The sequence below is a fragment of the Pseudomonas marincola genome (genome assembly GCF_900116605.1).
GTDB classification, from domain to species: domain Bacteria; phylum Pseudomonadota; class Gammaproteobacteria; order Pseudomonadales; family Pseudomonadaceae; genus Aquipseudomonas; species Aquipseudomonas marincola.
This window is the reverse complement of record NZ_FPBC01000007.1, coordinates 149,897-176,075: the sequence shown is the minus strand read 5'-3', so window position 1 is coordinate 176,075 and position 26,179 is coordinate 149,897. Positions and strand designations below refer to the sequence as shown.

Here is a 26,179-nt window from a genome sequence, read left to right as displayed (position 1 = left end):
AAGGCGCCTGATTCGGCGCCTTTTGACTAACAGCTCAAATTTTTCCGCTCAATACCAGCGCGCCTCACCTTCGGGGCGTTTCTTGAAGCGCTTCATGGTCCACATGTACTGGCTTGGATAAGCGCGAACATAGCGGCCAATCACCTCGCTCATGGCCGCTACGCTTACGGCGATGTCGTCGCTGTACATGCCTTCTGGCGCGGCCTCGAGAATCACTTTATAGCCGCTGCCATCTTCAAGGCGCAGTGCATGCAGGAACACGCCAACGGCTTTACCGCCGGTCAGCATGCTCGGTACAAATTTGCTGGTAAGTGCAACGGTGCCCAGAAACGGCACGAACACACCGCTGGACAAGCTCGGCTCGGGATCGGCAGGAATGCCCACCGAGCCACCTTTGCGCACCTCTTTAATTACGCTGAGGATGCCTTCCTTGGTTGAGGCAGCTACGCGGTTGCCCATCTGCACGCGCTGCTTTTGCAGCAACTCGTCCACCGCCTTGAGCTTTGGCGGACGGTAAAAAATGATCGGTTTGCACTGCGCGCAGTAGAAGTGATTGAGCACTTCCCAGTTGCCCAGATGGCTGGTGATGCCGACCACGCCTTTGCCGGATGCCAGCGCTTGCTCCAGCACCTCGAGGCCTTCGACTTCGCGGATCAGACCAAGCGATTTCTTCGCTGGCCAGATCCACGCGCAAGCGCTCTCGGTCAGGGTTTTGCTGATGCCAACAAGCGTCTCGCCGAGCAGTTTTTCCTGCGCAGCGGCGTCCAGTTCGGGGAAGCACTTTTGCAGGTTGACGCGGGCCACCTCGCGCGAGCCGTTAGGTATTTTCAGCATCAGCCAGCCGATTGCCGCGCCGGTCGCTTGCACTGCGCGCCAGGGCAGCAATGCAAACAGGCGCAGAAAGCCCACCACGAGCGCACCTTTGAACTTCTCCACAGATCACTCCAACAGGGTCAAAAGGTCTATTGTAACGCCCCGCGCCGCAAGCCGCTCAGGTGCGACTCACGCTTTGGCCAACTGTGGATAACGAAAGCAGTCGGTGGTGTGATCCATCACCATGCCGCTGGCCTGCATGAAGGCGTAACAAATGGTTGGCCCGACAAAGTTGAACCCGGCCTTCTTCAACGCTTTGCTCATGGCCTCGGCAGGCGGTGTGATCGCCGGAACATCACCGCGCCCGGTAAAGTGATTGATCAGAGGCTTGCCGCCGACAAACGACCACAGGTAACTCACCGGGTCTTCCAGCCTGAGCCAGGCCTGAGCGTTTTGCCGAACGGCCTTGAGCTTGAGGCGATTTCGCACAATGCCCGGGTCTTGCATGAGCACCTCGATTTCATCGTCGGTGAGTTGCGCCAGACGCTGAACATCAAAGCCGTGCAGCACTTCGCGGTAGCGCTCACGCTTTTTCAAAACGGTTATCCACGAAAGGCCCGCCTGAAACCCCTCAAGCAGAAGCAACTCAAAGAGCTTATCGGGGTCTGTTAAGGGCACCCCCCATTCTTCATCGTGGTAAGCCATGTACAGCGGATCATCCGAACACCAAAAACAACGAGTCATAAGGCCTTCCCGGGCAAGTCCTGGCTACGTAGATTGCGCTATACTGCCGCCCTTTCTGTCGCAGCCAAAACAGGTGAATTTTTCGTGAGCCAGACTACGCCTGCCGTGCGCACCTTCCAAGATTTGATTCTCGCCCTGCAAAAATATTGGGCAGAGCAGGGCTGTGTTGTCTTGCAGCCCTACGATATGGAAGTCGGTGCTGGCACTTTCCACACCGCTACATTCTTGCGCGCTATTGGTCCTGAGACCTGGAACGCCGCCTATGTTCAGCCTAGCCGTCGCCCTGGCGATGGTCGTTATGGCGAAAACCCGAACCGTTTGCAGCACTACTACCAGTTTCAGGTGGTATTGAAGCCTAATCCGGAAAACTTCCAAGAGCTGTATCTGGGCTCATTGCAGGCCATTGGTATTGATCCGCTGGTGCACGACATTCGCTTCGTTGAAGACAACTGGGAATCGCCAACACTGGGCGCCTGGGGTCTGGGCTGGGAAATCTGGCTGAACGGTATGGAAGTCACCCAGTTCACCTACTTCCAGCAAGTCGGTGGCATCGAGTGCTATCCGGTGACCGGCGAGATCACTTACGGTCTTGAGCGTCTGGCCATGTACATTCAGGGCGTCGACTCGGTATATGACTTGGTGTGGGCGGACGGCCCGTTCGGCAAAGTGACTTACGGCGATGTGTTCCACCAGAACGAGGTGGAGCAGTCGACCTATAACTTCGAGCACGCCAACGTCGAAAAACTCTTCGAGCTGTTCGACTTCTATGAGTCCGAAGCCAACCGCCTGATCGAGCTTGAGCTGCCGCTGCCAACCTATGAAATGGTGCTCAAGGCCTCGCATACATTCAACCTGCTGGATGCACGCCGGGCGATCTCGGTGACCGCGCGTCAGCAGTACATTCTGCGCGTCCGGGCACTGGCTCGCGCCGTCGCCCAGAGTTATCTGCAAGCCCGCGCCAAACTTGGCTTCCCGCTGGCAACCGATGAACTGCGTGACGAAGTACTGGCCAAGATGATGGAAGCAGGTCTCCTGCAAGATGAAGCACAGAGCAACACCGCGGAGGCTGCAGAATGAGTGCACAAGATTTTCTGGTTGAACTGGGCACCGAAGAGCTGCCACCCAAAGCCCTGAAAACTCTGGGTCAGGCGTTTCTGGCCGGTGTTGAAAAAGGACTCAAGGCTGCCGGCCTGAACTACACCGCCTCTCGCTACTACGCCGCACCACGCCGCCTGGCCGTTCTGGTTAGCCAGCTCGACACCCATCAGCCAGACCGCGTGATGAATCTCGACGGTCCACCAATGCAGGCTGCCTTCGATGCCGATGGCAACCCGACTGCCGCTGCGCTGGGCTTCGCCAAGAAGTGCTGCGTGGACCTGTCTGAAATCGACACCAGCGGCCCCAAGCTGCGCTATAGCCAGTCGATTGCCGGTAAAACCGCCGCCAGTTTGCTGCCGGAAATCGTTGAGACTTCGCTCAATGAATTGCCGATCCCCAAGCGCATGCGCTGGGGTGCACGCCGTACAGAATTCGTCCGCCCGACTCAGTGGCTGGTAATGCTGTTTGGTGATGAGGTGCTCGACTGCGAAATCCTCACGCAAACAGCAGGACGCGTTTCGCGCGGCCATCGCTTCCACCACAATCAAGACGTGACCATCAACGCGCCGGCCAGCTACGCCGAAGACCTGCGCAATGCACGGGTTATCGCCGACTTTGACGAGCGTCGCGAGCAAATCAGCAAGCGCATCGAACAACTCGCCAGCGAGCAAAACGGCACCGCCATCGTGCCGCAGGCCTTGCTCGACGAAGTCAGCGCGCTGGTCGAGTGGCCGGTGCCGCTGGTGTGCTCGTTCGAGGAACGCTTCCTGGAAGTGCCGCAAGAAGCCCTGATTACCACCATGCAGGACAACCAGAAGTATTTCTGCCTGCTGGATGCTGAAGGCAAGTTGCTGCCGCGCTTTATCACCGTGGCCAACGTCGAAAGCACAGACCCTGCGCAAATCATCTCGGGTAACGAGAAGGTAGTGCGTCCGCGCCTCACCGACGCCGAGTTCTTCTTCAAGCAGGACAAGAAGCAGAAGCTCGAAACCTTCAACCAGCGCCTCGCCAACGTGGTATTCCAGGCTCAGCTCGGTTCGGTCTACGACAAAGCTCAGCGCGTCTCGGTTCTGGCTGGCTACATTGCCGAGCGTATCGGCAGTAACGCGGCGTGGGCGGCACGTGCCGGCCTGCTCTCGAAGTGCGATTTGGCCAGCGAGATGGTCGGCGAATTCCCGGAAATGCAGGGCATCGCCGGTTACTACTACGCCAAGCACGACGGCGAGCCGGGCGATGTGGCCGTTGCGCTAAACGAGCAATACATGCCTCGCGGTGCGGGCGCAGAGCTGCCGGCCACCCTCACGGGTGCAGCCGTTGCGCTGGCAGACAAGCTCGACACACTGGTCGGTATCTTCGGTATCGGCATGCTGCCAACCGGCAGCAAAGACCCGTATGCACTGCGTCGTGCGGCGCTTGGCGTGCTGCGTATCCTGATCGAGAAGGACCTGGAGCTGAATCTGGTCGAGGCGATTGCGTTCTCGATCAAGCAGTTCGGCGGCAAGATCAAGGCAGACGGTCTGGCTGCTCAGGCTCAGGACTTCATCTTCGACCGCCTGCGTGCGCGCTACGAAGACGAAGGCGTGGAAGTGGCGGTTTATCAAGCGGTACGTGCGGTCAATCCGGTGTCTCCGCTGGACTTCGACCAACGCGTACAAGCGGTGCAGTCGTTCCGCAAGTTGCCGGAGGCCGAAGCACTGGCTGCCGCCAACAAGCGTGTATCGAACATTTTGAGCAAAGCCGACGGCCAGATTGCCCCAAGCATTGCCGCTCATTACTTCGACACGCCGAGCGAGTTCACCCTCAACGCGGCTATCCAGCAAGCCGAACAGGCAGTTCTGCCACTGGCGAAAAACCGTCAGTACAGCGAAGCACTGGCCAAGCTGGCAAGCCTGCGCGGTCCTGTGGATAACTTCTTCGAGACTGTTCTGGTCAACGCCGAAGATCCAAGCGTACGTGCCAACCGCTATGCATTGCTGGCCAAGTTGCGCGGCTTGTTCCTTGGTGTCGCGGATATCTCCGTCCTGGGCTAAGCCTTAATTGCGTCCGTCATCGCTGTTTCCGGCGATGGCGGACACAATGCAGTGTGAGCACGCGCATGAAACTACTGATTCTCGATCGTGACGGCGTCATCAATCATGACTCCGACGACTATATAAAATGCCTTGAAGAGTGGATCCCAATCGAAAGCTCGATTGAGGCCATTGCTCGTCTATCCAAAGCTGGCTGGACCGTGGCTGTCGCTACCAACCAGTCAGGTATTGCCCGTGGCTATTATGGCCTCGATGCGCTCGAAGCCATGCATGGCCGGCTGAATGAGCTGGTGGCAGAGCAGGGCGGCGAAGTTGGGCTTATTGTTTACTGCCCGCATGGCCCGAACGACGGTTGCGATTGCCGCAAACCCAAGCCGGGCATGCTCCAACAGATTGCAGAACACTACGACACCCGCCTCGAAGGCATCTGGTTTGTAGGGGATAGCAGTGGTGACCTGGAAGCGGCAAAGGCCGTCGACTGTCAGCCAGTGTTGGTAAAAACCGGCAAAGGTCTACGCACGCTGGCAAAAGGATTGCCAGCAGGAACCTTGATCTTCGATGACCTGGCAGCAGTTGCTGCCCAGCTCCTCAACTCATAAAGCAGGCTCTGCCTGCGACGGTAAAAGCTCTTATGTCGATACTGCGGGCCATACAAATATTTCTGTTCTACTTCCTTCTGGCTACCACCTCGTTCATATGGTGCACCATCAGCGTTTTCGTCGCGCCGTTCCTGCCGTTCCGTCAGCGCTATCGTTTCGTTAACCAAGCCTGGTGCACAGTAGCTGTGTGGCTCGCCAAAGTCGTAGTTGGCATCAACTATGAAGTCAAAGGCATGGAAAATATTCCGGACAAGCCCTGCGTAATCCTCTCCCGCCACCAGAGCACATGGGAAACCTTCTTCCTCTCGGCCCTGTTCGAACCCCTCAGCCAGGTACTTAAACGCGAACTGTTGTACGTACCGTTTTTCGGCTGGGCCATGGCCATGCTCAAGCCCATCGCCATCGACCGCAGCAACCCTAAAGCTGCACTCAAGCAACTCGCCAAACAAGGCCACGAGCGCTTGGAGCAGGGCTGCTGGGTTCTGGTTTTCCCTGAAGGCACACGGATTCCATCCGGGCAGATCGGCAAATTCTCACGCGGCGGCGCCTCATTGGCGGTAAACGCCAACCTGCCGGTTCTGCCAATCGCGCATGACGCCGGCAAGTACTGGCCAAAACAAGGCTGGGATAAAAATCCCGGCACCGTACAAGTGGTAATTGGCCCGCTAATGCATGCCGAAGGCACCGGCCCTCGCGCCATCGCCGAGCTCAACGACCGGGCATTCGCCTGGGTGTGTCAGGCGCAAAAAGACATCGGTTGCCTGCCGGCAGACGCCACGGCCACAACAGCAGCCCCAGAAAAAGGCTAAGCGCCGTTCCAATACTCAGCGCAGAGCAACTCTGCGCTGAGCGCAAAACCCCCTCACACTCAAAACGCCAAAGCCTGGGCAGAGCATCGCCAAACCCAGACCAGCAAACACTGCCTGCATACTTCTTATCTGGCTATCAGCGGGCGCCGATACGCCGCGCTTGGGCGTGGAGTCGTGTGGCGCGGCTGTTACCTCGCCATACACCACTATTGTGACCGATCTGTTACCTCGGCCAATTCAGGCGTAACCGATTCGGGTGGGAAGGGAACACTATTGCAAAATATTCGTTCAACCAAACCAGGCCTGATCACGTAAACCCCTGTTTTTAAAGGGATTACAAAAACTGGCACGGCAAATGCTTTGTTAGTGGTACAACAACAATAAGATCAGCAACAAAAAACCTAACGAATCTGACATAAAAACAACAACAGGCCAGATGAGTAGCAAACAGATTTTTTTGGAAAGGGTTAGCTTTTTCCGGGTAACACGGCAATCAGATCGAAAATAATAAAACTACCTGAAGGTAGCTGGACTGATTGGATCAACCCAGATTCTGGAGCGACAAGAGTAATACCAGCATCCAAAAAAATACGTTTTCCTTGGATCCAGATGGATCAACGAACAGTTAGGCAACAGCGATCAAAATAAAAACAATAGATCGAAATAATAAAAACAGCGCTAAAGCATTATTTGAAGGGAGCCTCGGCTCCCTTCATTGCTTTCAGAACCCCGTAATATCCCCTCGCATCATCCAACCAGCGCCGGATTCTGCCTCCGAAAGCCTGATTGTGCGCTCCCAGAGAGCCTTCAGCACGCGTTAAACCAAACTCCACCCTGATGCTGTTTCTCACTCCAGACGCCTTCAGAATCAATCACAAGGGCGCATAGTCACTGTCATTCGCAGCTTGTCATCTTGTGGATAACAGCTGATGTTAATTCCCTCGGTTAGTAAGCGGCGTTACCCAACAGACGTTTCAGGCCCGTTTGAGCGGCTACCTCAGTTCTGGCCTGCAAGGCATGTACATACAACGCAGGCCTGATCGCTCATCGGAGTGGTTTGTAGAGCATCCGCTTAGACCTGGAGCAGATACTGCCAAGGTGCTGGAATAAGTGCTTAAGCAATCGGCCTTTTCACTCAAGTCATCTGGATCTCTGAGCGAGCTAAACACTGTTCTGCGCAGTGCTATCACGCACTTCAAGTCCGCCACTTAGTCCGCTTGTAAGCGGCCGTTCGCAGCAAGATCTGCATTCATCACAGCAAAACCAATGTAAATGCTAATTGTTTGCATTACTAATTAGTTTTAGAGTGTCTCGAGTTATACGACGACTTAAAAACAGAAACGTCTAGGGCTAGCGGCTGAGGCCGCTGAGTGACAAAGGATCTTGCATGACTGATAGCAAAACTCGCTTCATCTTCTCGCGCACATACAGGCAATGCGCAACCGCCGTCCTAATCTGCACTCCATTGGCGGGGCTTTCCCTGAGCGTCAGCGCTCAAGAGACTGACAGCGCAGCAAAAGATGAGCCCTATCGTCTTGCTCCCATCATAGTCAACGCCCAAGCCGATGCCGGTGACGACTCAAGCACTGTTGTTGCCAAAGAGCTTTGGGTTGGCGGCAAGGTTGCCACCAGCATCCTCAACACACCTGCTTCGGTATCGGTGATCACCGAAAAGGAAATGGAGCAGCGAAGTGCCAGCACCACAGAAGAAGTTCTGCAATATACCCCGGGGGTAATTTCCGACTTCTACGGCACGGATGACCGCAACGACTATTTCAAAATCCGCGGCTTTCAAGCCACAACTTACCGCGACGGGCTGACACTAGGCTCAATGCGCGGCGTACGCGAAGACCCTTACGCCTATGAGCGTGTAGAGGTGTTGAGGGGAGCCAACTCCACGCTGTTCGGCCCGGCAGACCCAGGCGGCTCTGTGAACTTCGTGAGTAAAAAACCACGCTTCGAAAAATTCGGTCAGGGTTATGTGACCTACGGCTCCTTCGATCATATCGAGACCGGCATTGATCTGGGCGACTCGCTGGACGAAGAGCAGACACTTGCTTACCGTCTGACCGGAAAATTTCAGGACAGCGACCGTGAGTATGACCACTCACAAGATGACGATACCTTGCTCATGGGTGGTCTGACCTGGGCGCCCAGCGCGTTTACCACCGCCACCTTCCTCATCGATTACCTGAAAACCGAAAGTACCCCTAACAGCGGAGGTTATCCGCTGGATAAGGAGTACGACCGCGATGAGTTCTTTGGCGAACCCGACTTCAACTTCCACGATGTCGAACGTACTAGTTACAGTGCCAGCTTCACCCATGACTTCGATAATGGCTTTATCGTGCGCAGCAACTTGCGCTACAGCGATCTGACTGATGATTTCGGCTACGTTTATCTCTACGACTACGCCGGACGTACAGGCACAACATTGGACCGCTACCAATTCGGTACAGACAGTGAAGCCAATGAAGTAAACGGCAATCTGATGCTGCAATACGACGCCAGTTTCGGCGAAATAGACAGCAGTACAATGGTTGGAGTGGAGTATCGCGACTCTTCAACAGAAGACAGCTCTATCTACGGTCTGGCATCACCAATCGACGTTGCCAATCCGGTATACACCGGCGCTCCGGCTGCAATCGCGCCGTACAGCAGTAACGATCAGGACGACACCACCAAGTCGGTATTCCTGCAGCAGAACCTGTCCTTCTACGATCGCTTTATTGTCACGGCCGGCGTGCGCAACGACAGCCTGGATCTCTCCAGCACCGACATTACCGGGACCAAGGATTCAGACGACTTCTCTGAAACCTCTTACCGCGGTGCATTGACCTTTATCGTCAACGACGAAGTTTCCACTTATGTAAGCATGGTGGAATCCGTGTCGCCCCCAACAATCGGCGTAACCCCGGAGCGCGGTAAGCAGTATGAGATTGGCGTGAAGTATGCGCCTAGCGGCAGCAACTCACTGTTCTCCGCAGCCATCTATGACCTCAGCCAGGATGATGTCACCATCGGTGTCGTTCAGCCTAACGGCACCATCGAACAGGAAACCATCGGTGAGTCACGAGTCAAAGGCCTCGATCTGGAAGCCAAAGCCGAGCTGACTGAATACCTGAGCCTGATCGGCGGCTATTCATACATGGAGTCGGAAGTCGTTCGCGGTACGGTATTCGGTGGCACCTCAATTAAGGGCAACGAGTTTTCCGCAGCGCCGAAACATTCAGCGTCATTGTGGACCTACTACAACGTCCCCAACACAGACGTTAGCGTAGGCTTGGGTGCACGTTACATCGGTGAATACTACTTCGACGCCACCAACAGCGCCGAGAGTGACGCGGCTACCTTGTTTGACGCAGCCTTAAACTACCAAATCGTCAAAGGCACCGACCTTGCCGTCAACGTCAGCAACCTGTTTGATGAGCAGCATGTAGTCGGTTCCGGTACCGCCGACTACTACAACCCAGGCCGCGAAATAACCGCTAAGGTGAGCTACAACTGGTAAGTCGAGCCCGGCCAACTGCTCTGCGGTCAGGCATTCCAACCTGATCAATGCAGCGGTTAGAAAGCTAACAGCAATCCGAGTAAAGCCCCTAGATGAGCCTGATAAAGGCTTGCCTAGGGGCTTTTCTGTAGCGGCTCCGCGCAGATCACAATTCGCCCAATGGCCCATGCCAAACCCCAGAGCCTGGCGAAGGTAGTGATGTTTGAATATCAACATAATCCCGCCTGTTCTGAAGCCTAAGCAGCTTTTCAGCGCAGTATCATCTGGATATGGAAGGGTAGCTGAGCGCGCTCTGCGCAATACTGAAAAGCCTGAAGAATTAACTCAGAAGGGGAGCGCAGAGTTTTTCCAGCACGGGTAAGCTCGGACTTTAAGCACATCGTCGGTGCGGATATTGATTGAGGCCTGCTTACTGCTTTATGTGAGCAGTATCGTCATTGCAAGGATATTCAATCGCTCACTTGGCAACCGCTCAATCGTCACCCCGCTTGAGGTTGAAACATCACTCACTGGCAACTACGCGAGATATCAGCAACTGCGTTATCGGGTTTTATTAATCACAGAACTACAAAATTCTACGTAAGCAGATTTATGAACACCCAAAAGAAAACCCCAGGAGATACAAGATCCGCTGGGGTTTGTCTTTGACCGGTAACTCTTGCCGAGTGGGCAATTAACTTTGCCCACCTACAACATCATCAAACGTCCAGGTTAGACACCGCCAGAGCGTTGGTCTCGATGAAGTCACGGCGTGGTTCTACTTCGTCGCCCATCAGGGTGTTGAAGATCTGATCCGCGGCAATGGCGTCTTCGATGCGCACTTTGAGCATGCGGCGTACGTCTGGGTCCATTGTGGTTTCCCAGAGTTGGTCCGGGTTCATTTCGCCGAGACCTTTGTAGCGCTGAATGCTGTGGCGCTTGGTGCTTTCAGTCATCAACCAGTTCAGGGCTTCCTTGAAGGTGGTTACCGGCTTCTTGCGCTCGCCGCGCTGCACGTAGGCACCTTCTTCGAGCAGGCTGTTGATCTGATCGCCAAGGCTGGTGACAGTCTTGTAATCGTTGCTGGCGAAGAAGTCGCGGTTGAACACGATGTAGCTGGAGTTACCGTGCGAGATCAGTTCGATCTCCGGCAGCCACAGGTGACGCTCAGTGTCTTCATGCAGGCGTGTCTTATAAACCAAGCCCGACTTCTCCATGGTTTTCAGACGAGCTTCAAACTGGCTGAGCCAGATTTCCATCATGCCTTTATCTGCCAGTTGCTCAACGCTAACGCCCGACAGATAGACGAAGTGTTCGGTCAGCTCCATAGGGTACAGGCGCGACAAACGCTTGAGGGTCTTCATCACCAGGCGGTAATCGTTAACCAGACGCTCCAGCGCTTCACCAGCGAGGCCAGGGGCGCCTTCGTTCACGTGCAGGCTGGCGTCTTCAAGAGCCGACTGAGTCATGTATTCTTCCATGGCCTCGTCGTCTTTGATGTACTGCTCCTGCTTACCGCGCTTCACTTTATACAACGGTGGTTGAGCAATGTAGATGTAACCGCGCTCAACCAGCTCCGGCAACTGACGGAAGAAGAATGTCAGGAGCAGGGTACGAATGTGCGAACCGTCGACGTCAGCATCGGTCATGATGATGATGTTGTGATAACGCAGTTTGTCGATGTTGTATTCCTCACGGCCGATACCACAGCCGAGAGCGGTGATCAGCGTGCCGACTTCTTGCGATGAGATCATCTTGTCGAAGCGCGCTTTCTCGACGTTGAGGATCTTACCCTTCAACGGCAGGATCGCTTGAGTCTTGCGGTTACGACCCTGCTTAGCAGAACCGCCCGCGGAGTCCCCTTCCACTATGTAGAGTTCAGAGAGGGCAGGGTCCTTCTCTTGGCAGTCGGCCAGTTTCCCAGGCAAACCTGCGATATCCAGCGCACCTTTGCGGCGGGTCATTTCGCGGGCTTTACGCGCCGCTTCACGGGCACGCGCAGCGTCGATCATCTTGCCGACGACGGCTTTGGCTTCGTTGGGGTTTTCCAACAGGAAGTCCGAGAAGTACTTGCCCATCTCTTGTTCAACTGCAGTTTTAACCTCGGACGATACCAGCTTGTCTTTGGTCTGCGAGCTGAACTTGGGGTCCGGTACTTTTACCGAAATGATCGCGGTCAGGCCTTCACGGGCGTCATCACCAGTGGTGGCGATCTTGTGTTTCTTGGCCAGGCCTTCCTGCTCAATATAAGCATTGAGGTTACGGGTGAGGGCAGAGCGGAAACCCGCGAGGTGCGTACCACCGTCGCGCTGTGGAATGTTGTTGGTGAAGCACAACAGGTTCTCATTGAAGCTGTCGTTCCACTGCAGGGCGACTTCTACGCCCACGCCATCGTCACGCTGAACGGTGAAGTGGAATACCTGGTTGACTGCGGTCTTGTTCTGGTTGAGGTACTCAACGAACGCGCGCAGACCACCTTCATACTTGAACAGCTCTTCCTTACCGCTGCGTTCGTCTTTGAGGACGATACCCACACCCGAGTTAAGGAACGACAGTTCGCGCAGACGCTTAGCCAGAATGTCCCAGCTGAAGTGGATGTTGGCGAAAGTATCTTCAGACGGCTTGAAGTGGATCTGCGTGCCGCTGGTATCGGTGTCGCCTACTGCTGCGATGGGTGCCTGTGGCACGCCATGGAAATAGGTCTGCTCCCAAATTTTGCCGGCACGGCGAATGGTCATCACCAGTTCTTTGGAGAGTGCGTTTACTACCGAAACACCCACACCGTGCAAGCCACCCGACACCTTATAGCTGTTGTCGTCGAACTTACCGCCGGCGTGCAACACGGTCATGATGACCTCAGCTGCAGAGACGCCTTCTTCCTTGTGGATGTCCACCGGAATGCCGCGACCGTTGTCGCGAACAGTGATCGACTCGTCCGGATGGATGGTGATTGTGATCTCGCTGCAATGGCCAGCCAACGCTTCGTCGATCGAGTTATCCACCACCTCGAACACCATGTGGTGCAGACCGCTGCCATCGTCGGTGTCACCGATGTACATACCAGGTCGCTTGCGTACGGCATCCAGGCCTTTTAGGACCTTGATGTTATTGGAGTCGTACGTTTGGTTTTCGCTCATGCCTTCACTCCTGGTGGTCGTGGGTCTGGGTGATGCTGCCATGTTCCACGTGGAACATGGCAACTGGCGTTTCCGTGCGCCAGCCTTCCCGCAACAATTCATGGTCTACACAGGTGATAAACACCTGGCAGTTCAAGTCTTCTAACAAACGGCACAAAGCGCGGCGATGATGCTCATCCAGTTCTGACGGTAAGTCATCCACCAGATAGATACATTGGCCACGCTTGGCCTTTTCAACTAAGTGGCCTTGCGCAATACGCAAAGCACAGACAACTAATTTTTGCTGGCCTCGTGAGAGGATGTCAGCGGCGTTATGTGCGCCTAAACGCAATCTCAAATCGGCGCGCTGAGGACCAGATTGAGTATGTCCCATCTGCTGGTCACGAGGCAGTGAAGTAGCCAGTACTTCCTGTAGCTCGCGATCCTTGTCCCAACCCCGGTAATAACTCAGCGTCAAACCTTCCAGCTCGACCAACTCACTCAGGGTCTTTTCAAACACCGGTTTCAGCGCTTGAATATAGGCGCGCCTATACGTGTCTATCTCGTCGCTGGCGAGGCACAGTTCCCTGTCCCAGGCCGCTTGTGACGCGGCGTCAAGTGTACCATGCCGGAGCCATGAGTTCCGCTGTCTGAGGGCCTTCTGCAAGCGTTGCCATGCAGACATAAATCGAGGTTCCACGTGGAACACTCCCCAATCGAGAAACTGCCGACGAATCTTCGGCGCGCCTTCGAGCAAGCGGAAACTATCCGGATTAATCAGTTGCAGCGGCAACGTCTCAGCAAGCTGAGCGGCGCTGCGTGCATTCTGACCGTCGATGCGAATTTGAAACTCACCCTGGCGCTCGCGTGAAACACCCAGACTGCTTAAACGACCATCGGCCAACTGCACTTGGCCGAACACCGTGCACACAGGTTGTTCGTACTGGATAACCGGGAGCAGGCGAGCGCTGCGAAATGAGCGCGCTAAACCGAGGAGATGAATGGCTTCAAGCAGGCTGGTTTTACCGCTGCCGTTGGCGCCATGAAGGATGTTGATTCGCGGGGAGGGGGAGATTGTCACCGGGTGCAGATTACGCACCGCGGTGACAGTGACGCGGCTTAAGGACATTGAGCGGTTACAGGCGCATCGGCATAACGACGTAAGCAGAGTCGTCGTTGTCTGCTTCTTGCACCAGTGCGCTGCTGTTCGAGTCGGACAGAATCAAACGAACCTGATCGGTTGTCATCACGCCCAGCACATCAAGCAAGTAGCTGACGTTGAAACCGATCTCCAACGAGCTGCCGTTGTAATCAACTGCAATCTCTTCTTCAGCTTCTTCTTGCTCAGGGTTGTTGGCCTGAATTTTCAGTTGGCCTTCTGCAAGCTGCAGGCGAATACCGCGATACTTTTCGTTCGACAAAATAGCGGTACGGCTGAACGCTTCACGCAGACCCTGACGATCTGCAACCACCAGCTTGTCGCCACCGCGCGGCAATACGCGCTCGTAATCCGGGAATTTGCCGTCTACCAGCTTGGAAGTGAAGGTGAACTCACCGGTGGTAGCACGGATGTGATGCTGACCCAGAACGATGCTGACCATGCCATCTTGCTCGGTGAGCAAACGCGCGAGTTCGAGGATACCTTTGCGCGGCACAATCACTTGGTGACGATCAGCCTGACCAATCTCAGCCTGCATCGAGCACATCGCCAGACGGTGGCCGTCAGTTGCTACAGCGCGCAGCACGCCGCTTTGTACTTCAAGCAGCATGCCGTTGAGGTAGTAGCGAACATCCTGCTGAGCCATTGCGAAGCTGGTGCGTTCAATCAGGCGGCGCAATTTGCTTTGCACCAGATTGAACGTCAGTGAGCCTGGGCCTTCCTCTACAGTCGGGAAGTCGTTGGCAGGCAAGGTCGACAGACTGAAACGGCTGCGCCCGGCTTTAACCAGCAGCTTTTGATCTTCCACGCGGATATCGATCAGGGCATCGCTCGGCAAGCTCTTGCAGATATCCATCAGTTTGCGCGCAGGCACGGTGATTTCACCTGGCTCTGCAGCATCTTCGAGCGCTACGCGGCCTACCAGCTCGACCTCAAGGTCAGTACCGGTCAGCGACAGCTGCTGGTCTTCAACAACCAGCAGTACGTTAGAGAGAACCGGCAAGGTCTGACGGCGTTCAACTACGCCGGCGACTAGTTGCAGGGGTTTCAACAGGGCTTCGCGTTGAATTGTAAAATGCATGGTCTAGTCCCTTGCCTCGTGAAATTGCGATACGAATTCTAAGAGTCTGCTGTAGGCCTACTGCGTTACTTGCGCCAGTAACGGGCCAGGCAACAGCCTTGGTTAAGTAGTCAGTGTTCGCAGTAGATTCTTGTAGTCTTCGCGGATGTCCGCGTCGGATTCCCTAAGTTCAGCAATCTTGCGGCAAGCATGCAACACCGTTGTGTGGTCACGACCGCCAAACGCATCACCAATCTCCGGCAAACTGTGGTTCGTGAGTTCTTTCGACAGCGCCATCGCCACCTGACGAGGCCGTGCAATCGAACGTGAACGCCGCTTGGACAGCAAGTCGGAGATCTTGATCTTGTAATACTCAGCAGCCGTACGCTGAATATTATCAATGCTAACCAGCTTATCTTGAAGTGCCAGAAGGTCCTTTAGCGACTCACGAATCAGCTCAATCGTAATATCACGGCCCATGAAGTGGGAGTGCGCAATAACACGTTTGAGTGCGCCTTCAAGTTCACGCACGTTGGAGCGGATGCGTTGTGCAATAAAGAAGGCAGCATCGTGCGGCAAATCGACTTTTGCCTGATCAGCTTTCTTCATCAAAATCGCAACACGGGTTTCAAGTTCAGGCGGTTCGACCGCAACGGTCAGGCCCCAACCGAAACGCGATTTCAGACGCTCTTCCAGTCCTTCAATTTCTTTCGGGTAACGGTCACTGGTAAGAATGACCTGCTGACCGCCTTCAAGCAGTGCGTTGAACGTGTGGAAAAACTCTTCCTGTGAACGCTCTTTCTTGGCAAAGAATTGAATATCGTCGATCAGCAACGCGTCCACCGAGCGGTAGAAGCGCTTGAATTCGTTGATAGCGTTGAGCTGCAACGCCTTGACCATGTCCGCAACAAAACGCTCCGAGTGCAGGTATACAACCTTGGCGTTCGGATTCTTCTGCAGCAAATGGTTACCCACAGCGTGCATAAGGTGGGTTTTACCCAAGCCGACGCCGCCGTAAAGGAAAAGCGGGTTGTAGCCGTGCTTTGGATTATCGGCAACCTGCCAGGCTGCAGCTCGGGCCAATTGGTTGGATTTGCCCTCAACGAAGTTGTCGAAGGTAAAGGTGCGATTGAGGTAGCTGGTGTGCTTGAGCGCACCCTCAACCTGTACTGAGCGTTCGTGGCGCTGCGGCTGCTGAGCCGGAGGCTGAGTCCCACCGCCCTGTGCCATGGTGTCGAACCGCGAACGTGACGGGTCCGACTCTTGCGGCTCGTTATACACAGGCTCCTGGCGTTCGGGCTGAACCGGCTCGGGTGCTTTTGGCTGCGGAGCAGGTGGTTGCTGCACGGGCGCCTGAGGAGCCAGACGCGGAGCAGGGCTGCGGCGGCTGCCTATTAATAAGGAAAGAGCAGGCGCATGACCGTCCGAGCGCTCGTTCAACAACTCGAGTAAGCGGCCTACATACTTTTCATTGACCCAGTCGAGCACAAAACGGTTCGGTGCATAGACACGAAGCTCGTCGCCTTGGGCTTCAACTTGTAATGGACGTATCCAGGTGTTGAATTGCTGAGCAGGCAGTTCATCGCGCAGAAGCTCTACGCACTGCTGCCAAAGTTCCACAGACACTGATATCCCCTAAATCGTATGGCATCTAGCCAAAATCAGCCGCCATTGTATCGTCCGCCAGCAAAGTTATCCACATGAAAACGTGCTTTATGGCTATGCAAAATCAAAGTGTTAATGAAACACAAAAGTTATTCATTGGATAAAGTTGCTCTGTGGATAACACCATGTGAGGGCTTTGCATAACCTGGACCAAAACCCTGTGAAAAACCTGCCTGTGGATAAAAACGCCTTTCATCCTCAGCTTGTGCGCCTGAACTGAACAACGGCAGCACGGCTTTCTGACAGACTTGCCAAACGCTGTAATAACCGAAGATACTAGCCTCCAGGTACTTATCCACAGATAATGGCCTATGTAAGTATTACAAGCATTACAAGAAAGCTTTAAATAATCTCTTCCTTATATTTCTATTGACCGGCGAATTACCTGCTAATCGGTATTGGTTGGAAATTGACCTATGGCTCGGCTTTCTCTACAATCGCCGGTCTCTTAAAACGGGGGCCATTCCGGCCCGTTGTCGATCAATCAGGTAACACACCATGAAACGCACTTTCCAACCTAGCACCATCAAACGCGCTCGCACCCATGGTTTCCGTGCACGCATGGCTACTAAGAACGGCCGTGCTGTCCTGTCGCGTCGCCGCGCCAAGGGCCGTGCTCGTCTCGCCGTTTAATATTTCTGTCTTGTGGTGAGTCGAGGCTTCGGTCGGGATAAGCGCCTGCTTACTCCGCACCAATTCAAGGCAGTCTTCGACTCCCCCAGCGGTAAAGCTCCGGGCAGAAATGTCCTGCTGCTAGCGCGTGACAACGACTTAGATCACCCCCGCTTGGGTTTGGTGATTGGTAAAAAGAGCGTCAAGCTCTCGGTCGAACGCAACCGACTGAAACGCCAGATCCGCGAATCGTTCCGCCTCAACCAGGAAAATCTGGTGGGCTGGGACATCGTGGTTGTGGCGCGTAAAGGTTTTGGCGATCTGGATAATGCTGAAGTGGCACACCAATTCAGCAAACTCTGGAAACGTCTTGCTCGTAGTAAACCCAGTCCCGGTGTTAACGCGCCGACTGGGATAAGTGACGGTACCCATGCGTAAACTGGCTTTGATCCCAATCCAGTTCTACCGCTACGCCATCAGCCCTCTGATGGCGAGTCACTGTCGCTTTTATCCAAGCTGCTCCTGCTATGCGTATGAAGCCATTGATCAACATGGTTTCATGCGCGGTAGCTGGCTGACCGTACGTCGGCTGGGCCGCTGTCATCCGTGGAATCCCGGCGGCTACGATCCGGTTCCTCCTGTGCATAAATCCCGTACCTCTTCGATGGCCGAATAATCATGGATATCAAACGCTCGATCCTGATCGTCGCCCTGGCAGTCGTGTCCTATATGATGGTTCTTCAATGGAACCAGGATTACGGCCAAGCAGACCTGCCGACTCAGAATGTGACAGTCAACAGCACACCAAATAGTGCTGATTTGCCGGATACCCCGGTAGCTACCACTGGTAACCATGACGACATTCCGAGCACCAACAGCGAACAGCTGAAGCCGGATACCTCGGCAATCGCCAAAAGCAATGAACTGATTCGGGTTAAGACCGACGTTCTTGATCTGGCCATCGATCCACGTGGCGGTGATGTTGTTCAGCTAACCCTGCCGCAGTATCCACGTCGTCAGGATCGCCCGGATGTTCCATTTCAGTTGTTCGACAACGGCGGCGAGCGCATTTATCTGGCGCAAAGCGGCCTGATCGGCAGCAATGCACCGGACAAATCCAGCGGTCGTGCGCTGTGGAACAGTGCCCAGAAGAACTACCAACTGGCTGAAGGTCAGAATGAGCTGGTGGTTGATCTGACACTGAACGAAGGCGGCATCAATTACATCAAGCGTTTCAGCTTCAAGCGTGGTCTGAACCCAGAGTGTTCAGCCAAAGAGCAGATGCTGAAAAAGCCTGGCTGTATTGATCCGTCCTCGTATCAGGTTGATGTGAAATACCTGATCGACAACCAGAGCAGTGAAGCCTGGAGCGGCAGCATGTTTGCCCAGCTCAAGCGCGACAACAGCGATGACCCGTCGAAAACAACCGCAACCAGCACCGCGACTTACCTCGGCGCTGCGATGGCAACTCCTGAGTCGAACTACCAAAAAGTTTCGATGAAGGACATCGACAAACAGCCGGTTAAAGAAACTGTAAACGGTGGTTGGGTTGCCTGGTTGCAGCATTATTTTGTGACGGCCTGGATACCGGATCAAAATAACAGCAACGTGATCCAAACCCGTAAAGACAGCCAAGGTAACTACATCGTCGGTTACACCAGCCCATCCGTCAGCATTGCTGCCGGTAGCAAAGGTGAAATTGGCGCGACCTTGTATGCCGGTCCAAAAATCCAGAAACACCTGGGTTCATTGGCGCCAGGCCTGGAACTGACAGTCGATTACGGTATTTTGTGGTTCATTGCCCAGCCGATTTTCTGGCTGCTCGAACATATCCACAGCCTGTTGGGTAACTGGGGTTGGTCGATCATCGTCCTGACCTGCATCATCAAGCTGATTTTCTTCCCGCTGTCTGCAGCGAGCTACAAGTCGATGGCACGTATGCGTGCTGTTGCGCCGAAGATGGCAGCCCTGAAAGAACAGTTTGGCGATGACCGCCAGAAAATGTCTCAGGGAATGATGGAGCTCTACAAGAAAGAGAAGATCAATCCGCTGGGTGGCTGCTTGCCGATTCTGGTTCAGATGCCGGTATTCCTTGCGCTGTACTGGGTACTGCTGGAAAGCGTCGAGATGCGTCAGGCACCTTGGATGTTCTGGATCACTGACCTGTCGATCAAGGATCCGTTCTTCATTCTGCCGATCATCATGGGTGCATCCATGTTTATCCAGCAGCAGTTGAACCCGACGCCGCCGGACCCAATGCAGGCCAAGGTCATGAAAATGATGCCAATCATCTTCACCTTCTTCTTCCTGTGGTTCCCTGCTGGTCTGGTTATGTACTGGGTTGTGAACAACTGCTTGTCGATCGCACAGCAGTGGTACATTACTCGCAAGATCGAAGCTGCAACCAAGGCCGCTAATCCCGCCTAAATGCTGCGCAGCTTCTAAGATAAAGCTAACGCCCCTGTAACAAGGGGCGTTTTGCTATTCAGCGTTTGGAGAAAGTTATGCACAATGCCCGCGATACCATTACCGCTGTTGCCACCGCCCAGGGTCGAGGCGGTGTGGGCATTGTGCGAATCTCCGGACCGTTGGCGGCAAAAATGGCTGTTGCCATTTGCCAGCGCGAGTTATCCCCACGTTATGCCCACTACGGTGATTTTTTTACCGAAGACGATACTGTCATTGACCAGGGCCTGGCGCTGTATTTCCCAGGCCCCAACTCATTCACCGGCGAAGACGTACTCGAATTGCAGGGCCATGGCGGCCCCGTGGTGCTCGATATGTTGCTGCGCCGCTGTGTACAACTCGGCGCACGGCTGGCCAGACCCGGCGAGTTTAGCGAGCGGGCGTTTCTCAATGACAAACTCGACCTGGCCCAGGCAGAGGCGATTGCCGACTTGATCGAGGCCAGTTCCGAACAGGCGGCGCGCAATGCTGTGCGCTCCCTGCAAGGTGAGTTTTCAAGACGTGTGCATAACTTGACCGAGCGCCTGATCAATCTGCGTATCTACGTTGAGGCGGCGATTGATTTCCCAGAAGAGGAAATCGATTTTCTCGCGGATGGCCATGTGCTCAGCATGCTCCAGGCTGTGCGCGAAGACTTGCTAGATGTGCTGCGTGAAGCCGGGCAGGGCGCACTGCTGCGCGACGGTATGAACGTAGTGATTGCGGGACGGCCGAACGCCGGTAAATCCAGCCTGCTCAATGCACTTGCCGGCCGAGAAGCGGCAATCGTCACCGAGATAGCTGGCACCACCCGCGACGTTCTGCGCGAACATATCCACATTGATGGCATGCCCCTGCATGTGGTCGATACCGCTGGGCTGCGCGATACCGAAGACCATGTGGAAAAGATCGGGGTCGAGCGCGCCCTCAAGGCCATTAGCGAGGCCGATCGGATTTTGCTGGTTGTGGACTCAACAGCACCGGAAGCCAGTGACCCGTTTAGCCTGTGGCCCGAGTTTCTCGATATTCGACCCGATCCGGCCAAGGTGACGCTGATTCGCAACAAAGCAGACCTGAGTAACGAGAACATTGCGCTGGAGGTGAGCAGCGATGCTCATGTCACCATCAGCCTCTCGGCGAAATCTACAGATGGTCTGGACTTGCTGCGCGAACATCTGAAAAGCTGCATGGGTTATCAACAGACTGCCGAGAGCAGCTTTAGTGCGCGCAGACGTCACCTCGACGCGCTCAATCAAGCGCAAGCGCATCTTGAGCATGGTTATGCACAACTGACACTGGCAGGCGCTGGTGAGCTGTTGGCGGAAGACCTGCGTCACGCCCAGCAAGCCTTGGGCGAAATTACCGGGGCATTCAGCTCTGACGATTTACTCGGACGGATTTTTTCCAGCTTCTGTATCGGTAAGTAAGCTTACTTATCCACAGTTTCAGCCTTGGCATGCTGTTGTAAATGCTCGATAAAGGCCCTGACCAAGGCATTACTCTGCTCAACGGGGGGGGAAACCAGCGAAAACCGCCGGCGTAATTCCAATGGTGTATGCAAAACCACCAGCTCACCGGCGTCTACCTGTTCTGCAATCGACAAGGCAGACAAACAACCGATTCCCAATCCAGCCTTCACCGATTGCTTGATAGCTTCCTGACGATTCAACTCCAACGCCAATTTAACTTGTCCACAGACTTGCTGAACGGCAGCGTCAAATACGGCACGCGTGCCTGAGCCATGCTCGCGCAAGACCCAACGCTGCTGCGCTATTTGCGTGGCAGTTAACTTACCCACAGCGGCGAGTGGATGGTCGGGTCGGCAGAAGACTGCCAGCTGGTCTTCGCTCCACGGCGTAATCAGCAAATGATTATGGGTGGCGGGACCTTCTATCAAGCCAATATGGACCTGGCCCTTTTCCACAGCACTGATGACTTCTCCGGTATTACTGATGCGAACATCGGGATCAACCTGAGGATGGTTGTGGATAAATCGGCTCAACAGACCAGGCAGCAAGTAACTGCCAATGGTCACACTGGCTGCAACGCGTAGCACACCACTGATTTCATCAGCCTCGCTGTGCATAAGGCTGTCCAGAGCTTGCAGGATCTGTCCCACCTTCGGCAGCGCATTGCGCCCAGCATCGGTAATGACCAGTTCACGACCGATGCGCATGAACAGTGGATAACCTAATTCCGATTCCAGCTCTTTCAACGCCTGACTTGCAGCCGACTGGCTGATGGCTTGGTCATCCGCTGCGGCAGTCAGCCGTCCCAGGCGTGCGGTGGCTTCGAAAATCTTCAGTTGCCTGATCGATACGCTCATAGTTCAGCTCAGCTTATGTAATGCATTAAAACAATCCATTTTTATTAACAGTATCACCGGCGCACTATTAGACCTAACATTTTTCAGCCTTGTGAATAACTATGCGTACTCTGATAGCACTGCCACTGATCGCAATCGCTTCGCTGCTTCTCGCGCAAATCCCAGCGGTTGCCCATTTGGGGCTCAGCGCCCTGCCACTGGCCATTCTGCTCGGCGTTATCTATGGCCACTTCAATCAACAAACGCCAACTGCACGGGAACAGGCATTCACCCGGTTCTGCCAGCAACGTCTGTTGCGCACCGGGATTATCCTGTTTGGCTTCAGTCTCAGCTTTCAACAGATCGTACAAGTCGGTTGGCAAGCTGTTGTCCTGGACATCATGGTCACCACCAGCATCTTGCTGATAGGAACCTGGCTGGGGATAAAACTGTTCAAGTTGCCCCGCGAGCTGTCCATCCTGATATCTGCGGGCAGCGCAATTTGCGGCGCGGCTGCAGTTCTTGCCAGTGAACCTGTGGTTAAAGCCAAACAACAACACGTGACTGTAGCTGTCGCCACTGTTGTGCTGTTTGGCACGCTGGCCATGTTCAGTTATCCACTGATCTTTCAGTTTAGCGGCATGACTGATCATAACTTCGGGATTTACATCGGCAGCACCATCCATGAGGTCGCTCAGGCAGTTGCTGCGGGTGACTCAGTGAGCGGCGAAGCCTTGCAGTCTGCAGTTGTGGTCAAGCTGATCAGAGTGATGCTGCTGGCTCCATTCATCCTGATTCTCAGCAGCGTGATGATGCGCAAGAGCAAAGGCCAGGAAACAGCAGGCAGCGCCACACGCAAAATCAACATTCCTTGGTTTGTTCTCGGATTTATTGCTGCAGCCGGTATCAACAGCTGGGTCGCCTTACCTCCAATGGTTATCCACAGCTTGCAGATGATCAGCCAACTGACTTTGGCCATGGCCATGGCAGCACTGGGTAGCCAGACACAATGGCGTGTACTCAAGCAGGCTGGGGCTAAACCGATGCTGATGGGCGCCATACTCTTCACTTTGCTGCTGTGCGGTGGCTTCTTCCTGAATACCTTGGTCATCCCGCAGTAAGACCTTAGGGCCTCTTTATCCACGGCTTTTATGGGTGTGCATAAACCCTGTGGAAAAGCGGCCCTAAGCCCGGTCCATAAGCAGGTGACAAAGTTGAGGATAAACTGCCCTGTGCATAAGTAGCTCTTTCATCCACAGCTTAGTGACGGCTATCTGACAGTTAGATGGCAGGCTTAACACAGTTCCATACATCGCTGTACAGTACGTGTTTATTGGCTTGTAGCAATGTATCCACAGAAAAGTGCTTGCTACTTTATAAACATATAAACAAAGCTTTATAAAAATTCTTTCTTTTTTATTCTTATTAGCTGACTCGTCTGCATTGCCAAATCAGGACCGTTTGGGCGCTAAGGGCTGATTGGCTATTTTTTGTGCAAAAGGCTTCTTTAAGGTCGCTTAACTGCCTATACTTACCGGCTATTCAGCTTTTCAGTGGCATTTGAGCGTTATTACGCAATGGCACGCCTTGAGAAATGCCGGACTACCCAGCGAAGTAGGCCCGCGAGTTCTCTGATAAAAGCCTCATTTTTCAGTACAGGCACGAGGTGCGTGGTGGATTTCCCTTCCCGTTTTCAAGTGATCGTTATCGGCGGTGGTCACGCCGGCACCGAAGCTGCGTTGGCAGCTGCACGCATGGGTGTAAAAACCCTACTGCTTACTCATAACGTGGAAACGCTGGGGCAGATGAGCTGCAACCCGGCAATTGGCGGGATTGGTAAGAGCCATCTGGTCAAGGAAATCGACGCACTCGGCGGCGCAATGGCTGAAGCGACCGACAAAGGTGGCATTCAGTTTCGTGTGCTCAACAGCCGCAAAGGTCCTGCAGTCCGCGCTACACGGGCTCAGGCAGATCGCGTGTTGTACAAGGCCGCTATTCGCGAAACCCTGGAGAACCAGGAAAATCTGTGGATCTTCCAGCAAGCTGCAGACGACCTGATCGTCGAGAACGATGAAGTCAAAGGCGTAGTTACCCAGATGGGACTGCGTTTTATGGCGGATTCGGTAGTTCTGACTACCGGGACATTCCTCGGCGGACTTATCCACATTGGTATGCAGAATTACTCTGGTGGCCGTGCGGGTGATCCTCCGTCGATTGCACTGGCGCACCGTTTGCGTGAATTGCCGCTGCGTGTTGGACGTCTGAAAACCGGCACACCACCGCGTATCGATGGTCGTTCTGTGGATTTCTCGGTGATGGCCGAGCAACCGGGCGATACACCGATTCCAGTGATGTCGTTTTTGGGCAGCAAAGAGCAGCATCCGCAGCAAGTCAGTTGCTGGATTACTCACACCAATGCGCGCACTCACGAAATCATCGCCGCCAACCTTGATCGCTCACCGATGTATTCCGGTGTGATCGAAGGCGTAGGCCCGCGTTATTGCCCGTCTATCGAAGACAAAATTCATCGTTTTGCCGACAAGCAGAGCCATCAGGTATTCATCGAGCCGGAAGGCCTGAATACCCATGAGTTGTATCCGAACGGTATTTCGACTTCATTGCCGTTCGATGTGCAGATACAGATCGTGCGTTCGATTGTCGGCATGGAAAACGCTCACATCGTGCGTCCCGGCTATGCGATTGAATATGACTATTTCGATCCGCGTGATCTGAAATACAGCCTCGAAACCAAAGTTATCGGCGGTTTGTTCTTTGCAGGCCAGATCAACGGCACCACCGGTTACGAAGAAGCTGGTGCGCAAGGTCTGTTGGCCGGTGCCAACGCTGCACTTCGCGCCCAGGGCAAAGATGCCTGGTGTCCGCGTCGCGATGAGGCGTACATCGGCGTGCTGGTCGACGACCTGATCACCCTGGGTACGCAAGAGCCGTATCGGATGTTTACCTCACGGGCTGAATATCGCCTGATTCTGCGTGAAGACAACGCCGACTTGCGCCTCACTGAAAAGGGCCGCGAACTGGGCTTGGTCAACGATCAGCGCTGGGCAGCATTTGAAACCAAGCGCGAGGCCATTGCGCTTGAAGAACAACGCCTGAAAAATACATGGGTGCGCCCGAATACGCCGCAAGGCACGGCCATTGCCGAGCGTTTCGGCACACCGCTGACTCACGAGTACAATTTGCTCAACCTGCTGACGCGTCCGGAAATTGATTATCAAGGGCTGGTTGAAGTCACCGGTGGCGGCGCGCTTGATCCGCAGGTTGCCGAACAGGTCGAGATCAAAACCAAATACGCGGGATACATTGACCGCCAGCAAGAAGAAATCGCCCGCTTGCGCGCCAGTGAAGACACCAAGCTGCCAGCCGATATCGACTATTCAACGATTTCCGGCCTGTCCAACGAGATTCAGGCCAAGCTGAGCGCTACTCGCCCGGAAACACTGGGCCAGGCTTCACGTATTCCGGGTGTTACCCCGGCGGCGATTTCGCTGTTGCTGATTCACCTTAAAAAACGCGGTGCCGGTCGCCAGTTGGAGCAGAGCGCTTGATGAGCGGTGTAAAAACTTTCGTAACAAGCCAGCATGCAGAAGAACTCGCTCGTGGTGCTCGTGAACTCGGTGTTGAGGTTTCTGCCGAACAGCAGCAATTGCTGCTTGGCTATCTCGAACTTCTGATCAAGTGGAACAAGGCGTATAACCTGACCGCGGTGCGTAACCCCGATGAGATGGTTTCGCGGCACCTGCTCGATAGCTTAAGTGTGGTCAAGTTTGTCGCCGAGGCTGGGGATAACTGGCTCGACGTGGGCAGCGGCGGCGGAATGCCAGGTATTCCATTGGCCATCCTGTTCCCGCAGAAGCAATTCACCCTGCTGGACTCCAACGGTAAGAAAACCCGTTTTCTGACTCAGGTAAAACTTGAGCTGAAACTGGCCAACCTTGAAGTTATCCACAGCCGGGTAGAAGCATTCACGCCGGCGCAGCCATTCAGTGGTATTTGCTCCCGGGCTTTTAGTTCGCTGCAGGACTTTTCTGACTGGACGCGTCATTTGGGCGATGGCAATACCCAATGGTTGGCAATGAAAGGCGTGCATCCGGATGATGAACTGCAAGCGCTGCCAGAAGATTTTAGTCTGACCGCAACGCATGTTCTCAAGGTTCCCGGTTGCCAAGGTCAGCGCCATCTGTTGATACTGCGACGCTTGGTCTAAGGGGAAAAG

Annotated in this window: 20 protein-coding genes; 13 read left to right on the top strand and 7 right to left on the bottom strand. The window is 54.5% G+C overall.

Annotation, left to right across the window (positions count from 1 at the left end):
* Positions 1-48: 48 nt before the first annotated feature.
* Together BM395_RS13265 and BM395_RS13260 are read right to left on the bottom strand one after the other, a co-directional pair.
* The gene (locus BM395_RS13265) at positions 49-936 is read right to left on the bottom strand and encodes a lysophospholipid acyltransferase (protein WP_069900067.1); all 888 of its coding nucleotides are present in this window, start codon (positions 934-936) and stop codon (positions 49-51) included.
* A gap of 66 nt (positions 937-1,002) precedes the next feature.
* Positions 1,003-1,557 (bottom strand): DNA-3-methyladenine glycosylase I, encoded by a 555-nt coding sequence (locus BM395_RS13260; RefSeq protein ID WP_090512540.1) that lies wholly within the window; start codon positions 1,555-1,557, stop codon positions 1,003-1,005.
* A gap of 84 nt (positions 1,558-1,641) precedes the next feature.
* On the opposite strand from BM395_RS13260, the gene glyQ reads away from it, so the two are divergent.
* The 5 genes from glyQ (at position 1,642) to BM395_RS13235 (ending at position 9,604) form a co-directional block, all read left to right on the top strand.
* On the top strand, positions 1,642-2,634 hold the full coding sequence (gene glyQ / locus BM395_RS13255) for a glycine--tRNA ligase subunit alpha (RefSeq protein ID WP_069900122.1): 993 nt from the start codon (positions 1,642-1,644) through the stop codon (positions 2,632-2,634).
* On the top strand, positions 2,631-4,685 hold the full coding sequence (glyS, locus tag BM395_RS13250; protein WP_090512537.1) for a glycine--tRNA ligase subunit beta: 2,055 nt from the start codon (positions 2,631-2,633) through the stop codon (positions 4,683-4,685). Before glyQ ends, glyS begins: the two co-directional genes overlap by 4 nt.
* Positions 4,686-4,750: 65 nt before the next feature.
* On the top strand, positions 4,751-5,284 hold the full coding sequence (gmhB, locus tag BM395_RS13245) for a D-glycero-beta-D-manno-heptose 1,7-bisphosphate 7-phosphatase (RefSeq protein ID WP_090512535.1): 534 nt from the start codon (positions 4,751-4,753) through the stop codon (positions 5,282-5,284).
* Positions 5,285-5,316: 32 nt separating this feature from the next.
* A complete protein-coding gene (locus BM395_RS13240) occupies positions 5,317-6,093 on the top strand; it encodes a lysophospholipid acyltransferase family protein (protein WP_090512532.1) in 777 nt (258 codons plus the stop codon).
* A 1,387-nt stretch (positions 6,094-7,480) separates the two neighbouring features.
* The gene (locus BM395_RS13235) at positions 7,481-9,604 is read left to right on the top strand and encodes a TonB-dependent siderophore receptor (protein ID WP_090512531.1); all 2,124 of its coding nucleotides are present in this window, start codon (positions 7,481-7,483) and stop codon (positions 9,602-9,604) included.
* A gap of 698 nt (positions 9,605-10,302) precedes the next feature.
* On the opposite strand, the gene gyrB is transcribed toward BM395_RS13235, so the two are convergent.
* The 4 genes from gyrB to dnaA form a co-directional block, all read right to left on the bottom strand.
* The gene (gyrB, locus tag BM395_RS13230; protein ID WP_069900054.1) at positions 10,303-12,720 is read right to left on the bottom strand and encodes a DNA topoisomerase (ATP-hydrolyzing) subunit B; all 2,418 of its coding nucleotides are present in this window, start codon (positions 12,718-12,720) and stop codon (positions 10,303-10,305) included.
* A gap of 4 nt (positions 12,721-12,724) precedes the next feature.
* Positions 12,725-13,828: a DNA replication/repair protein RecF gene (gene recF / locus BM395_RS13225; protein ID WP_090512528.1), complete on the bottom strand. Its 1,104-nt coding sequence runs from the start codon at positions 13,826-13,828 to the stop codon at positions 12,725-12,727.
* A 7-nt stretch (positions 13,829-13,835) separates the two neighbouring features.
* A complete protein-coding gene (dnaN, locus tag BM395_RS13220; RefSeq protein ID WP_069900052.1) occupies positions 13,836-14,939 on the bottom strand; it encodes a DNA polymerase III subunit beta in 1,104 nt (367 codons plus the stop codon).
* A gap of 102 nt (positions 14,940-15,041) precedes the next feature.
* On the bottom strand, positions 15,042-16,544 hold the full coding sequence (gene dnaA, locus BM395_RS13215; RefSeq protein ID WP_090512526.1) for a chromosomal replication initiator protein DnaA: 1,503 nt from the start codon (positions 16,542-16,544) through the stop codon (positions 15,042-15,044).
* Positions 16,545-17,081: 537 nt separating this feature from the next.
* Here dnaA and rpmH point away from each other — a divergent pair.
* From rpmH to mnmE, 5 genes are all read left to right on the top strand, one after another.
* On the top strand, positions 17,082-17,216 hold the full coding sequence (gene rpmH, locus BM395_RS13210) for a 50S ribosomal protein L34 (protein WP_003213577.1): 135 nt from the start codon (positions 17,082-17,084) through the stop codon (positions 17,214-17,216).
* Positions 17,217-17,231: 15 nt separating this feature from the next.
* On the top strand, positions 17,232-17,633 hold the full coding sequence (gene rnpA, locus BM395_RS13205; RefSeq protein ID WP_212633025.1) for a ribonuclease P protein component: 402 nt from the start codon (positions 17,232-17,234) through the stop codon (positions 17,631-17,633).
* Positions 17,626-17,871 (top strand): membrane protein insertion efficiency factor YidD, encoded by a 246-nt coding sequence (gene yidD / locus BM395_RS13200; RefSeq protein WP_069900050.1) that lies wholly within the window; start codon positions 17,626-17,628, stop codon positions 17,869-17,871. The genes rnpA and yidD overlap by 8 nt, the downstream gene beginning before the upstream one ends.
* A 2-nt stretch (positions 17,872-17,873) precedes the next feature.
* Complete coding sequence (gene yidC / locus BM395_RS13195) at positions 17,874-19,622, top strand: membrane protein insertase YidC (protein ID WP_090512521.1); 1,749 nt, start codon at positions 17,874-17,876, stop codon at positions 19,620-19,622.
* 77 nt (positions 19,623-19,699) lie between these two features.
* Positions 19,700-21,067 carry a tRNA uridine-5-carboxymethylaminomethyl(34) synthesis GTPase MnmE gene (gene mnmE / locus BM395_RS13190; protein WP_090512518.1) on the top strand — a complete coding sequence of 456 codons (1,368 nt, stop codon included), beginning with the start codon at positions 19,700-19,702 and terminating at the stop codon, positions 21,065-21,067.
* Positions 21,068-21,069: 2 nt separating this feature from the next.
* Here the strand turns inward: mnmE and BM395_RS13185 are convergent, their stop codons facing one another.
* Complete coding sequence (locus tag BM395_RS13185) at positions 21,070-21,966, bottom strand: LysR family transcriptional regulator (RefSeq protein ID WP_090512515.1); 897 nt, start codon at positions 21,964-21,966, stop codon at positions 21,070-21,072.
* Positions 21,967-22,067: 101 nt separating this feature from the next.
* Here BM395_RS13185 and BM395_RS13180 point away from each other — a divergent pair, with 101 nt between their 5' ends.
* From BM395_RS13180 to rsmG, 3 genes are all read left to right on the top strand, one after another.
* Positions 22,068-23,066, top strand: coding sequence for a YeiH family protein (locus BM395_RS13180; protein WP_090512513.1), 999 nt, complete (start codon positions 22,068-22,070; stop codon positions 23,064-23,066).
* 552 nt (positions 23,067-23,618) lie between these two features.
* Positions 23,619-25,511 (top strand): tRNA uridine-5-carboxymethylaminomethyl(34) synthesis enzyme MnmG, encoded by a 1,893-nt coding sequence (gene mnmG, locus BM395_RS13175; protein WP_090512718.1) that lies wholly within the window; start codon positions 23,619-23,621, stop codon positions 25,509-25,511.
* Entirely contained in the window at positions 25,511-26,170 is a 660-nt protein-coding gene (gene rsmG, locus BM395_RS13170; protein WP_090512508.1) for a 16S rRNA (guanine(527)-N(7))-methyltransferase RsmG, read from the top strand. The genes mnmG and rsmG overlap by 1 nt, the downstream gene beginning before the upstream one ends.
* Positions 26,171-26,179: the final 9 nt, after the last annotated feature.